The organism is uncultured Lutibacter sp. (assembly GCF_947495725.1).
In the GTDB taxonomy this organism is placed as follows: Bacteria; Bacteroidota; Bacteroidia; order Flavobacteriales; family Flavobacteriaceae; genus Lutibacter.
The window spans coordinates 73,369-88,044 of the sequence record NZ_CANLZZ010000006.1 but is presented as its reverse complement, the minus strand read 5'-3'; the positions used below and the strand labels follow the sequence as shown (position 1 = coordinate 88,044).

Genomic DNA, 14,676 nt, shown 5'->3' with positions numbered 1-14,676 from the left:
TTTTAAAATGAAACTTGTAAACCTAATTGAAAATTTCTAGGTGTAGGATATGCTCCTTCATCTACACCTGAATTAAATATTCTTCTTGAACCACCTCTACTGTTTCTTCCTACTTCTGGATAATACCCAGTATAATCTGTAATAGTAAATAGATTGGTTGCAGACACATAAAGTCTAATTTTCTCAATTTTTATTTTTTCTAATAATTCATTTGGAAGTGTATAACCTACTTGAGCATTTCTCAATCTAAAATAGGCTCCATCCTCTAAATAATAAGAAGACATTCTACGGTTAAATCCTCCATCTGTTCTTGTATTTCTTGGTATGTCTGTATTTGTATTTGTAGGTGTCCAAGAATTTAATCTTTCAGCAAAATAATTACCATTAAAATCAAATATACCTCTATATTTAGTACCATTTAAAATTTTATTTCCAGAAACTCCATTAAAGAATAAACTCATATCAAAGTTTTTGTACTCTGCAGATAAGTTAATACCAAACTCAAAATTTGGTGTAGGATTACCAATATAAGTTCTATCGTCATTATCTATATCTCCATCTCCATCAATATCTTTAAATTTTAAATCTCCTGCTTGTGGACTACCTAGTTGATCATTAGCTGCAATTGCCTCTGCGTCTGATTGGTAAATTCCATCTAACACCCATCCAAAAAAGGAAGATATTGGTTGACCTACATCTGTTTTTGTACTATTAATAGTATTTGACGTAAATGATCCTTGAATAATTGCAGTTGCTTGCCCCAATGATGTAACCTCATTATTTACTATTGTAAAGTTTGTAGAAGCATTGAATGACAAATCGCCAATATTATCAGAGTAACTAGCCAAAAATTCAAATCCATTATTATCAATACTCGCTGTATTAAATGGTATGTCGTTTCCAAAACCAGTATATAATGGCAATCTTAACCCAACAAGTACATCTTCAGATTTCTTATTGAAATAATCCATACTTACATTTAACTTATCATTTAAAGTTCTAAATTCCAACCCAATATCAGTTGTTTTTGTAGTTTCCCAAGTAATATTTCTATTTACACCATTTGTAATAGAATATCCGGTAACTCTATTGTCTCCAACAATATATTCACTATTTAAATTAAGCGAAGGATCGGTTGCATAAACAGGAACGTTATTTGAACCTATTTCCCCATAACTAACTCTCAGTTTTATATTAGATACATCTTCAAAATTTTCCATAAATGGCTCGTTACTTATATTCCAACCAACGGCTACAGAAGGAAATGTTCCCCATCTTAAATCCTCGGTAAATAATGATGATCCATCTCGCCTTAAAGTTGCTGTTAATAAGTACCTTTCATCAAATGTATAATTTAATCTACCAAAATAAGATTGTATTGCCGATGTATTATCTGCTGAAGGTGCACTTGCAAGTTCTTCTGCAGCCGAAGCTACACGTACTTCATTTGAAGGAAATCTTCTTGCTTCAATTCCTAAAAATCTTGAATTTGTGCTTTGCTCTGTGAAACCAGCTAAAACATCAACAGAATGCTGATCAAATTCCTTTTTATAATTAAGAGTATGCTCAACTAAAGTTGAAAGGTACGTAGTATTTCTTTCCGAAAGCTCCGCAAATCCGCTACCTCCTGTTGCATCAAAAAGTGGGTCTGTAGGTCTAAATTTATAATTATTATCATTATAATATTCCATTCCTAAATTTAATTTATATTTAAGACCTTCCATAATTTCAAAAGTAGCACCAATATTACCTAAAACTGTATTTCTTGTAATAGTTCTATCCTCTAAAGCAGCCATTCCAAGCTCATTATAAATTGTTCCTTGACCATAGAATTGACCTAGTCCTTGTCCATTTGGAGCATCATTAATGTTCCAGTTTCCATTTTCATCCTTCAAATTAATTGTTGGCAACAAATTTCTTTCCTTATTAAAATATGGATTTGGATTATTCACTGTTCTTGTTAAACCAATGGTGGTTTGAACATCAAACCTACCTTTATTAACACCTGCATTTGCTCTAATTGTAGTTCTTTCAAAATCAGAATACTTTACAATTCCTTCATCTTCAAATTGATTTAAGGATAAACTAAAGGTAGTTGACTCACCACCTCCAGCAATTCTAATATTGGTATTTTGAATTGATGAAGTTCTCAACGAGGAATCATATAAATTACTACCATTATTTGGATTAAAATCGGTATCATTTGCAGGAATTCTTGGAACCCCATCGTTATCATTTGCTTGATTTACAATGTCTGCATATTGTCTATTATTTGCCCAATTAAAAGTGTTAATTGCTTTTTGAGTTCCAATATTAGTATCAATATCTACCGTAACTCTTCCTTTTTTACCCTTTTTAGTGGTAATTATAACAACTCCATTGGCTGCTCTAGAACCATAAATTGCACTAGCAGAAGCATCTTTCAATACAGAAACGGACTCAATATCTCCAGGGTTAACTGAACTCATATTACCTGTTAACATTCCGTCTATTACAAATAAAGGACCAGCATCGGATAAAGTACCAAGACCTCTAATTGATATTACTGCATTAGCCCCTGGTGCACCACCTTGAGCCTGAACACTTACCCCAGACATTTTACCTTGCAATGCCTGCGCTGGATCACTAAATGTAAATTTATCCAAATCTTTAGAACTCACAGAAGAAACGGCACCTGTTAAGTCAGATTTTTTCTGAGTACCATAACCTACAATAACTACTTCCTCCAATTTGCTAGCGTCCTCTTCTAACGTTACATTTATTTTTGTTCTTCCATTTACCGCAATTTCTTGTTGTTTAAAACCTATAAAACTAAAAATTAAAATAGCATCTTTTGATGCTGTAATTGTAAAATCTCCATCAAATCCTGTTTGTGTTCCAACTGTGGCTCCTTTAACTAATACATTAGCACCTGGTAATGGTTGATTTTGAGTGTCAGACACAACACCACTTATAGTAATGTTTTGCGAGTACACACTATGTGCACATAATGTTGTAAAAAGCAGTAAAACAATACTGCATTTACCAAATAATTTTAATTGTAATTTCTTCATAAAATTGTTGATTAGATAATGTTAAGTTTTTATTAGTAGTACATAATACATCATACAAATTTAAAATAATTATTAAATCTCGCAAAAATACTTGACCTTTTTACACTTAAACTTTAAGCTATCAACCAATTAAAAGAGTATTTAACCTTAAATAAAAAAACAAGCGAGCCCCTAATTTATTGATGTTCTTTCCTTTTAAATCACAAAAAAGAGCATCAAAAAAATTGATGCTCTTTTTACTTATTTATAAATACTTTTTTATCTAATTATAACCTTCCCCTCCAAAATTAAAGGATTTTGTCTACTTTGATTAATTGTTACTCGCATATTTGCAACTTCTCCAATTTCAGCAAACTTTTTAGCGTGCATTTGAATAATTGTTTTTTCGAAAGGTTTTAAAGTTGGAGCTTCGCCTTTAGCAAGCTCAATCCATTTCCCTTCCTTTTTAAATTCAATTTTAACTGGTGAATCTATAGATGAAACTTGACCAAAATTCTGAATTTCAAGGCTAACTTTTAAATGGCGGCCATTTAATTCTAAAACTGGGTATTTACTTGACAATGCTCGCTCTAAATAATTAACTTCAGGTAATCGTGCAAAGCCAAATAACAACTTTCCTTTTCTTGTTTTACCTAATAATTTACCGGCAAAATTATCTTCTGTAAAACCATTACCTTTTCCTTCAAAGGTTAAAATTAAATCATCACCGGCTTTTTCCTTTTTAAGAACTTTACAACCTCCTCCAAAATTAACAACTTCAGAAGCTCCAAAACGTAATGACTTTATGTTTATATCCTTATGTGGATTAAACCCTTCTTCTGCTTGAATTTTCAAACGAATTGTTTTAGTATTAGCATCAAGCTTTTTAGTGTTTAACACCATAATAAGCTTACCAACAGTTAATGGAATTCCAATATTTTTAGAACTATGATTATCGCTTCCTTTATCTTGCTTTTTTATGGTGTCGGCCACCGCAAAATTAGCTTGTATTGCACGACCGTATTTATCTTGAAATACTTTCATACGCTCAAACTTATACCAACCTTCAAGCGTTTTATCTTGGTATTTTGCAATTCCTGGCATATAAGCCTCACCAGCATCTAATTTCCAATGAATACCATCTTTTGAACGTTGATGATAAGCAATTCTACCCAACCAATCATTCACAATCATATGATATTGAACATTAGTTCTCCAAATTACTGGATCTTCATATCTTCCATCGTAAGGAGGATAATTGCTTTCACTTGTTACCATATAAAATGGTGGCAACCCGGTTTCACTAAAAAAAACTTCACCTCCACGACTCACCATTAAATATGAGCCATCTTCACGTTGAGCAAAAGTATTATTGGTAAAATGATCTAAAATTGGCTTTTCTCGTTGATCAAATTCAAACTTATCATATTTCCATGGGCCATTTAAACTTTCGGAAATATAGCACCCACCATTTACAGAAATTAAATACCCATTATTTTTTAATTTATAAATTTCAGGATTATGCCCTTTACCAATAGTTTCAACATATTTAAAAGGACCAATTAAATTATCTGAAATTGCATGAATAACCTCAGACCTTGGCCATTCCATATGACCTTTTTCCGAATCTTCTCGCCAACGACATATAAATTGATGGTACTTTCCATCATCACCTTGAACAATATTTCCGCCCCAATAAGACCATTCTTTATCTTCAATTCCATTATCGGCATAACGAGGAATTACTTCTTTAGCACCCCAAGTATCTGAAACTTTTTTTCCAATTATAGGTATTGGTAAAAAACGATCTATAAATCTACTTCCTTCAACTAAACCATTCCATTCTTTAGGTCTTGTTCTTTCAATATCCTGAGCATAATTAATAGTAAACACTAACAAAAATGCAACAATAAATAATCTTTTAAGTGAATTCATTTTAAAGGATTTAATCATTCCAATGTTTATTAACAATTTTTTGAATATGAGGATACTTATTGTCTGTTTCATTTAATTCCTCTCGTTGTCTTTTCAACTCTTTTTTCAACTCTTCAATAATTTCTTTAAAAGCAGGATCGTTGTATCTGTTATGTAATTCTTTTGGATCATTTCTTAAATCATAAAATTCCCAAGTTGCAGGAGTTTGAACATCATGACCTAGTTTATTTTTTATCCAATACTGATTTTTAAAATCTTTTTCAGTTAAATAATGCGAACCGTAGTAAAAAATTAATTTATAATCTTTAGTTCTAACACCAAAGTGAGCAGGAACTGCGTGATGAATCATATGCATCCAATAACGGTAATAAGTTGCTGTTCTCCAGTTATTTTCACTTTTCCCTTTTAAGGTATTTAAAAAACTTTTCCCTTGCATATATTCAGGTGTTTTACCTCCTGCAAGCTCAATCATAGTTGGCGCATAATCTGTATTGTTTATTAACAAATCTGTAGTTTTTCCTTCTTTAATCATTTTAGGGTAATGCACAATAAAAGGCATTTGCATAGCTTCTTCGTACATCCAACGTTTATCAATTAAATCGTGTGCTCCTAACATCATTCCTTGGTCACCTGTGTAAATAATAACTGTATTTTTCCAAAGCCCTTCTTTCTTCAAGTATTCAAATAAACGACCTAAATTATCATCAACACCTTTTACGCAACGTAAATAATCTTTTAAATACTTTTGATATGCTAAATGAGTTCCTAATTTTGGCTCGATTTCTTCCCCAAAAAAGCGTGTTGTATAATCTGATGCTTTTAAAGGATTTCTATGTCTTGGTGAAACTGAAGTTCCTATATAATTAATTAACCTATCGTTTTCGCCTTTTGTACCTGCTGACCCCCAATATGGTTGATTGTATAAACTTGCCGGCTCCGGTATCTCGGTGTTTTTTAAATAATCTTCATAACGTGGTGCATATTCAAACATATCATGCGGCGCTTTGTAATGATGCATTAAAAAGAAAGGTTTAGATTTATCTAAATTTTCTAAATAATTAATAGCCAAATCGGTAATAACATCTGATGAATGTCCAGTTGTTTTTACAATATTCTTTGGCCAGGTTCCTTTCCCTTTTTCTCTAAAACTTGGGTTAAAATACTTTCCTTGGCTTGGAAGCACCTTATAATAATCGAAATTCACCGGTTCATTCTTTAAATGCCATTTCCCAATCATAGCAGTTGTATACCCTAATTTTTTCATTTCAATTGGTAAATACTGCTTTTCGGTCTCTAAATCCATATCTAAATCAAGTACTCCATTGGTTTGGGGATATTGTCCACTGATAATACTTGCCCTACTTGGTGTACAAATTGAATTATTACAAAAGGCATTTTTAAATAGCATTCCTTCCGAAGCCAACTTATCAATATTTGGCGTTGGGTTTAAACTTGATAAATCGCCACCATATGCACCAATTGCCTGTGCCGCGTGATCATCGGACATTATGTAAATAATATTTGGTTGTTTTTTTTGAGCAAACAAAACAGTTGCTATAAAGAAAACACTAACTTTTAAAAATTTGTTTACGTAATTCATAATTTTTTATATGTTCTTTTTTATTAAATCAACTTTTTATTTTTTAACAAATATCAATTTAGACTTATCGGTTACTTTTAAAATATAAATACCTGCAGTTATATAATTTGGAAGAGATAATTTAGTTACTCCTATTATTTCGTTAAAACTAATTTCGGAGAAACTCAATATTTTTCCATTTAAATCATACAAACTGAAATTATCTAATGCTGTTGTATTGGAAACATAAACTGTTCCCTCCACCGAAGGGTTTGGATAAACAACAATTTCACTTAATTCTGTAATATTGTCGATTGAATTAAAATAAGGTATTGCAAAATTATAGGCGTCAATACCTATCTTTTCACCTATCAATCTACCTGGTAAATCATCTACGGGAGGGTGAATACCTCCCCAAATACGTGACAAACTTGATTGATCAGATGCGTCTCTATAAGTAGCCCATTGAAGTTTCACATCTACTGAGGGTCCTTTTTCAAAAACCAAAAAATCATTTTTCTTAGCTACAAACTCACCCATTCCGCCTGGAAAAAATTCATCTCCAGTAATTAATGTCATAACTTCTGCCGCCGCTCTAGAGAAAGTAGAATGTCCAGAAACAAATCCTGCAAAAGGCGGTGTTACAAATGAAGGACGCTGATAAGGCCACCAATTTTGACCTAAAATCCAACCAACTCCAGCCACATCGGTATTTGAATCGTTAATAAAATCATGTCCTTTCCAAGCATATACTTTTATTCTCCCTACATTTTCATTATTTGTTCCACTCAAGTCATCACCATTTTCAATTATTTCTACAAAACCATCAACTAAAGGAATTCCTGCTACATGGTAATTATCTAGAGAAGGATTAGAGCTTTGCCCCAATTCACACATATAGCGTATTGCCGAAATTGGTCTCAAATAATCGTGCCAACCTTTTATTCCCCAAGCTGTAACAGCAGCATCGTGCATTGCTCCAGAAAGTATAAAATAACTTTTAACATCCCACTCTAAAGGAGAAAGCATATCTCCTTTTCCGTTAAATTTTCTTTCAAAGGAGTCGTGATCACTCACATAATTTAAAATGGTGAACCAATGTCCCGGTGGTGTTTCAGAATCTGGTCCATCTGCCCAAAATTCGGCTAAAACCCTTGCATAATCCGCTCTTGGAACAAGTTGTTCTTTATATGCTTTTTGGGTTGAAGGGTTTAAATTATGCCCTTTGCTAATATCTCCTCCTTCAAATTCATTATAAAAACTTGCATAATTAGAATATGATTTTGGAATCAAATTTATATCAATATTACCAATTGTTTTTGGCGAAATATCCCAAATTACACCATCACTTGGATCTAAATGCGAACTCCAAATTCCAACCAAAGAAAAATTCCATTTATATAAGTCACTTGAATTATTTGCTGAATTTAGATTTAATTGCGGTGGTGATTCGGGATTATGATAAACTTCAAAAGCGTTTCCATCTCTATTAAAAATATTCTTATCATTTTCAGATAATGCAAAAGGAAGTACTTTACCCCATTCTGGACTTAAAAAACTTGGTGTTGCACCTGGAATTAAATTTCCACTTTGATCTATAAAAGTATTAAAACTTAAAGGCTGCCAACGGTTTGGATTTTCAAGCCCAGTTTCTTCATTTCTTAAACTTAAATTTATTGGAGGATTTACAGTTTCATAAAATGTATTTTGATAGTCATTGGCTTCATTAGAACCATCGAGAGCTCCGTAATTAATCATTGTTTCAGCAATATAATTCCCTAAAGCTGCTGCATTGCCAGATTCATAATTAACTGATGTATCAGAAGTGTTATAATCCAATTGATTCATAATTAACTCAAACCTCGCCAAACTTTGTTCAGCTCCAGGAGAATCTTTAAATCGGTGTACTAACAGTCTATAAGCGGCAAAGCTCATTGTTTTTTTTCTTGCTTCATCAATATTTTCATTTGGAGTAAATTCGTTCAAAGTACTTTCAAAATTATTCACTGTATTACCCATTAAATAAGGTTTAGCTTTTGAATCGTAAATAGCCCAACTATCATATAATACAACCGATGTATGAAATAGATTTCTTGCGTGAACCGTTGGTCTTGCAAAATCTTTTCTAATGGCTTCTAAAAGTGCTTCGTTCCAAATTCTGGCTATAGATACATTTTCAGGTATTTCACTAACTCTTAACGCCACATCAATGGAGGTAACTTCACTTTGACATTTTGAATCTTTTTCTAAAACTTTAATTGTTCCTAATTCATTTACTCCCCATTTTACTTTAATAGTTGAGGTTCCTTGTCCGTTAACAATATGGCCACCTTCAACTGTCCAAATGGCTGAGGCATTTTCATTTAACGGATATGAATAACTATCAACTTTATTGAAACCTGAAATAGTTGGCCCAATAATATTTTTTGAAGGAAGGTATTGGCAGCTATTATCACTAAAAGTTGCTAACGGATTGTAATTACATGAATTTGGATCTATGCAACCTTTTATTTTCACACTTGGCTCCATGTTTAAAATTTCAATTCCGTTACCCTCAATTGCTTTTATAGTTACATTTGCATCAATATTATTGTGTTTTTCTATTAAACCCGAAGGCCAAATTATTTTTAATTCATCAATTATAGATGCTGAATTTAAACCAAAATGAACAGGCTTTAAACTTTGAGATAAATAGCCTACTCCTGAATAATATTTTGTAAAAACCCCTTTGTTGGTAGTAATAGAAACTGTAGCTCCAATTGCATCTCGATTGGAAACAGTTCCTTGTAATGAAATCTTAACCCAATTAAATTCGCTAATTTCATTAGAGTTAATGATTTTGTTTTCATAAAAAAAAGAATTCTGATCGGCATTTGAAACAAAAAGATCTAAATCACCGTCGTTATCATAATCAAAATCTAGCGGCTCAACACTTCTAGTCATTTCACTAAAACCAAGATGATCTGTATTGTTTAAAAATCTGTTTTCACCTTCAATTAATAAATTTTTAAAATATGCATTTTGTTCTGGCAAACCCAATTTGAAACCATTTACAACAAACAAGTCTTCATCACCATCTAAATCAAAATCAGCAAATTTACTACCCCAACCCCAACCAGTTTCAGTTATAGCATATTGACTAGAATTTTCAAAAAACTGATTGGAACCGTCATTTTCTAATATAGCATTCTCACTAATTCCAGTTATAAATAAATCGAAATCACCGTCATTATCAAAGTCACTCCTTGAAATTCCCATATCATCCATTTTACTATCAAGCCCAAAATCTGCAGCCTGCTCTATAAATCCACTACCATTTTGATTGATAAAGAGACTATTGGGTTTTGTAAAATCATTGGTAACATATAAATCCAACCAGCCATCATTATTAACATCAAAAGGCAACATTGCAAAACTGGCAATTGTTGTATCCGCTAAAGAAATAATTTCTGATACGTTTTGAAAAGTTCCGTTCCCATTATTTTTATAAAGTATGTTTCCATTGCAATTACCCCAATTACAAATAAAAACATCTAAAAAACTATCATTATTATAATCTACCCAAGTAGCTCCTGTATTGAAACAACCATTTTCTGAATTAATTCCAACAGCCTCAGTAACTTCGGTAAAAGTTCCATCACCTAGATTTTGAAAAAGTTGAATTTTATTAACATACGTAAAGAAAATATCCGGAAAACCATCATTGTTAAAATCGCCCCACGAAACATTCATTTTAAAACCATCAACGCCATTACTCTCTATAACATCTTCATCTCCAATAAATAAATCCACTAGTCCGGCTTCAACAGTTACATCGGTAAAGGAACCGTTGTTATTATTTCTAAAAAGTTTACTGTAGGATTTTTCTAGGCCTATTTTTTCTTTTCCTTTGGCAACAACAAAAACGTCTAAATCTAAATCTCCATCATAATCAGCTACTGCAACTCCATTATTTTCTTCCAAAACACCAAATCCTGCTATTGTTTCTATACGCTCAAAACTTTGAGCATATATCACATTTGAAATCAGAATTATACAGCTGATAAACAGATATTTAAAATGGAAGTATATTGATTTTAAATTCATTGTTTAATTTTTCTTAATAAAAAGAATTAATTCTAAATTTATTAAGTAATTCAAAATTCGCCTATTTTTTTAACTTTAGAAAAAAAGATCTAAAAAATACTTTCTGATGTTCCTACTTCAAGTTCCGTTATTATTGTATTTGGACCGTTTGCTTCTAAAATTTCTAGTTTAATATAACGAGCTTTACTTTTTTCGAAAGATATGTTTCTATATTTATTATTAGCTTGCCAAGTGTATTCACCTACTTCAGAAAAGGTTTTATTATCAGCACTCACATAAACCTTACATTTTGTAATGTTCCCTTCTGATAATGATGTTTCTGGAGCCGGTTTACAGCGATGATGAGGAACAATTGTTAATACATCTACATTTTCTTTTACTTCTCCTAGATCCAAAATTATATTTTGAGGAAAACTCTCATCAGAATACCAAGTATAATAATTCTTCCCAGCAATTTTAGTTCCATCAATAAGGTATTCTGAATTACCACTTGAAGCCTTGATTTCCTTAACAAGATAAGTTGTAATAATTTGTTTCCCTTGATTTGGAAGCTCCGGCCTGTTTGTGTTTGGTTTCCATTTTTCACCTATTTCTGAAAGCATATCAATAAAAATAGGATCCATTAAACCATCACGGTTAGGCATACAGTTCAACATAAAAGTACAATAACGATCTTCACATTCTGTTAGTTTTTTAACTACTACATCTACACCATCATCTCCTTTTAGTCCATTTGGAGTTTTTTCATCCCAAAACCAACCATTTCCTTTTACACTACAATGTCCTAAAGCCGAGGCCATTGTGTTATCTGTTGACGGATATGCCCCGAATGGACCTTCAAAATAAGGAATATCCATATGATATGGAGCTTGCATATGCGTATGATCCGTAATTAAACAATCTGGTTGTAATTTACGAATTAGTGATCTTATTTCATTATATGGAACCTCTTTATGTCCCATTCTCCAAAACCAACCATCCATCACAAAATAATCAACTTTACCATAATTACTCAATAATTCTGTTATTTGACCTTTTATAAATTTCAGCTTTTCTGGAGTTACACTTCCTTTGTCTATTCCTTCAGTACTATCCCAAATAGAATAATACAATCCAACTCCTAAACCTTTTTTTCTAAATGCATTAGCATATTGTTCAACAATATCCTTTTTATAAGGTGTAGAAGCAACATCATAGTCTGTAAACTTACTATCCCACAAACAAAAACCTTCGTGATGTTTTGTTGTTAACAATCCAAATTTCATTCCTGCAGAAATCGCTGCATCAGCCCATTGATTACAATCTAATTTTTGAGGATTAAATGATTCTATTGGATAGTTAGCTTCACCCCATTTTGCTCCATAAGACATTATATTATAGCAAATAAACATTCCAAAACGTTTATTTATAAATTCTCTTTTAGCAATTTCTATACTATTCAGTTTCTCTTCAACCTTAGTTGAACATTGAATATTACTAAAAAGAAGTATAACCACAAAGCCAATTATTGAACTAAATTTCAACTTATTTAAATACATAACTTAATTATTTTCAGAGAAAAATATGGATCTACCGTTTTTTAATACTTTTCTTGTCCCTTGTAAATTCAAGTCGCTTTTTAATCTTATATCTGTTGAAGAAGCTCCTATTAAAAATTCAAATTTTTCAGGTTCAATAATCCATTCGTCATTTATATATTGAGTAAATTGCTGTGGAGAAACTTTAAATGTTACGGTTTTTTCTTCTCCTGCTTTTAATTCCACTCTTTTAAATCCTTCTAATTGAATTTTATTTAAGGTTGAAGTTTCACTTTTTGGAGAAACATATAACTGAACAATTTCAGTTCCATCAAATTCACCAACATTTTTCACTTTAAATGTAAATGGAATTCTTTCATCTTCAACGTTTGCTGAAGTTTCCATTTTTAAATCGCTATACTCGTAATTTGTGTACGATAATCCAAAACCAAACGGATATTGAGGTTGATTATCTTCAGCATAACCATTTTTGTAATTAATTTCTTGTTTATCTTCAGTTTTAGGATATGTAACACATAATTTAGCTGTTGGGTTTACATTACCTACTAAAATATCAGCAATTGCATTTCCACCTTCTTCTCCTGGAAACCAAGCTTGTACAATTGCAGCGCATTTATCTTCAAACTTACTTACCAATTGTTGTCTTCCTCCCATAATAACCAAAACTACAGGTTTACCCGTTGCTATTAGTTTTTCAACAAAAGCTTCTTGCTCTCCCGGAAGTCTGATTCCTTTACGCTTTCTACCTTCGCCAACTAAATAAATATTTTCGCCAACAGCAGCGATAATAACATCACTCTCTTTGGAAATTTTCAACGCATTTTCTAAATCTGGTTGAGGAACACCCTTAATGCTCATCATTTTTAATTTACTCAACCTATCATCACCTAATTCAGCTTGTATTACAGACTCTAACGGTGCGCTCCAATCGCAACCTCTTTCGTGTTGAATAGTAACATTTTCTCCTAATTTAGCTGCTAAACCTTCGCTTAATGGAACCAATTTAGGATTGTTAGCATCAAAAGGTGTACTCCACCAAAATGAAATCATAGATTGATACGTATAATCTCCTAACATACCATAAACACTTGCTGCATTTGGACCAACTAAAGCTACTTTTTTTATATCTTTTTTTAATGGTAAAATTCCATTATTCTTTAACAAAACTATAGACTGACAAGCAGATTCGTAGGCCAATTCTCTGTTTATAGGTGGATCAAAATCTAAATCGCCATCAACACCAATTTGTGGGTTTTCATCTAACAAACCAAGTCTTGCTTTCATAATTAATGAACGTCTTACAGCATCGTCAATTTTTTCTATAGTAATTAATCCTTGTTCTATAGCTTGTGGTAATTTTGGAAAACATCTTCCTTCTGAAAGTTCAATATCAGTTCCTGCATTTAAAGCCATTGCGCCAGCTTCTGTTTGATTTTTAGCCTCTTTATGTCCACCTACAAGTAAGTTTATTGAGCTGTAATCACTAACAACTACACCATTAAATCCAACAATATCTCGTAACATAGTTGTTAGCATTTCTTTATTTGCAACAACTGCTTTTCCTTTGTATTTTCCGTAAGAAGGCATTACACTTTTTACACCTCCTAATTTAATTGCTACTTCGTGCGGCATTAAATATTCTTCGTATAATTCTTTAGCATTGTTATTTTGAGAACCATAACCTGCAAAGTGTTTTGTTGTACAAGCAACACCGCTTCTTAAATCTTTTCCTTGTAAACCTTTTACAAAAGCTAAACCTAATGCTGAAGTTAAATAAGCATCTTCACCATAACTTTCTTCAATACGCTCCCAATGCGCAGTTCTACTAATATCTAACATTGGAGAAAGTGCATAAGTTGCTCCTGCAGCGCGCATATTAAGTCTGGTAGAATTTGTGTTTTTCGAAATTAATTCTTCATTCCACGAGCATCCCATTCCTAATTGTTGAGGAAAAGTTGTTGCTCCTTGTGTTGCAAAACCCGTTATAGCTTCCTCGTGAAAAATTGCAGGAATTTTAGAGTTAGTTTCAGTCATTAAATAATTTTGAACAGATCGTACAAAATCACGTAATTCTTCAGGTTCCATAGTTAAACCCGATGAAAATTGTGAAAAATGACCAATTCCATATGGAATTTTCTCTCTACATTTTTCTAATGAAATTTTTCCATCTTCCATTATTTCCTTTGGACGAATACCTTGAATTTGGGCTAGCTTTTCGTCTAACGTCATTTTACTCATTATAGCTTCCACTTTGGAATCAATTTCTGAAGTTGAAAAATCTGAAACTAGTTGAATTGGTTGTTCTTGTTTTGTTGAGCAAGAAAAAAGAAATAAGTTGATTAACAAAAGTGATAGAATTCTCATATAATAAATTAAAATTTTGGTTTCATTAAATCCTATCAAATATATTAATTATTTAAGTTTTATTTTTAGACTTCAACCCTACTGCTTCAATTATGCATTAGAAATAACCAATAGTACAACAGTTATAACCAAAAGTGATAAT

General features: G+C 32.0%; 6 protein-coding genes. All 6 read right to left on the bottom strand.

Annotation, left to right across the window (positions count from 1 at the left end):
• Window positions 1-2: 2 nt before the first annotated feature.
• Window positions 3-3,053 carry a TonB-dependent receptor gene (locus Q0776_RS14170; RefSeq protein ID WP_298369588.1) on the bottom strand — a complete coding sequence of 1,017 codons (3,051 nt, stop codon included), beginning with the start codon at window positions 3,051-3,053 and terminating at the stop codon, window positions 3-5.
• A 258-nt stretch (window positions 3,054-3,311) separates the two neighbouring features.
• Window positions 3,312-4,967 (bottom strand): glycoside hydrolase family protein, encoded by a 1,656-nt coding sequence (locus Q0776_RS14165; protein ID WP_298369586.1) that lies wholly within the window; start codon window positions 4,965-4,967, stop codon window positions 3,312-3,314.
• A 10-nt stretch (window positions 4,968-4,977) separates the two neighbouring features.
• Window positions 4,978-6,567, bottom strand: a complete 1,590-nt coding sequence (locus Q0776_RS14160; protein WP_298369584.1) for a sulfatase — start codon at window positions 6,565-6,567, stop codon at window positions 4,978-4,980.
• A 36-nt stretch (window positions 6,568-6,603) separates the two neighbouring features.
• A complete protein-coding gene (locus Q0776_RS14155; protein WP_298369582.1) occupies window positions 6,604-10,632 on the bottom strand; it encodes an FG-GAP-like repeat-containing protein in 4,029 nt (1,342 codons plus the stop codon).
• A gap of 89 nt (window positions 10,633-10,721) precedes the next feature.
• The gene (locus Q0776_RS14150) at window positions 10,722-12,170 is read right to left on the bottom strand and encodes an alpha-L-fucosidase (protein WP_298369580.1); all 1,449 of its coding nucleotides are present in this window, start codon (window positions 12,168-12,170) and stop codon (window positions 10,722-10,724) included.
• A 3-nt stretch (window positions 12,171-12,173) separates the two neighbouring features.
• Complete coding sequence (locus tag Q0776_RS14145; protein WP_298369578.1) at window positions 12,174-14,534, bottom strand: glycoside hydrolase family 3 N-terminal domain-containing protein; 2,361 nt, start codon at window positions 14,532-14,534, stop codon at window positions 12,174-12,176.
• Window positions 14,535-14,676 lie beyond the last annotated feature (142 nt).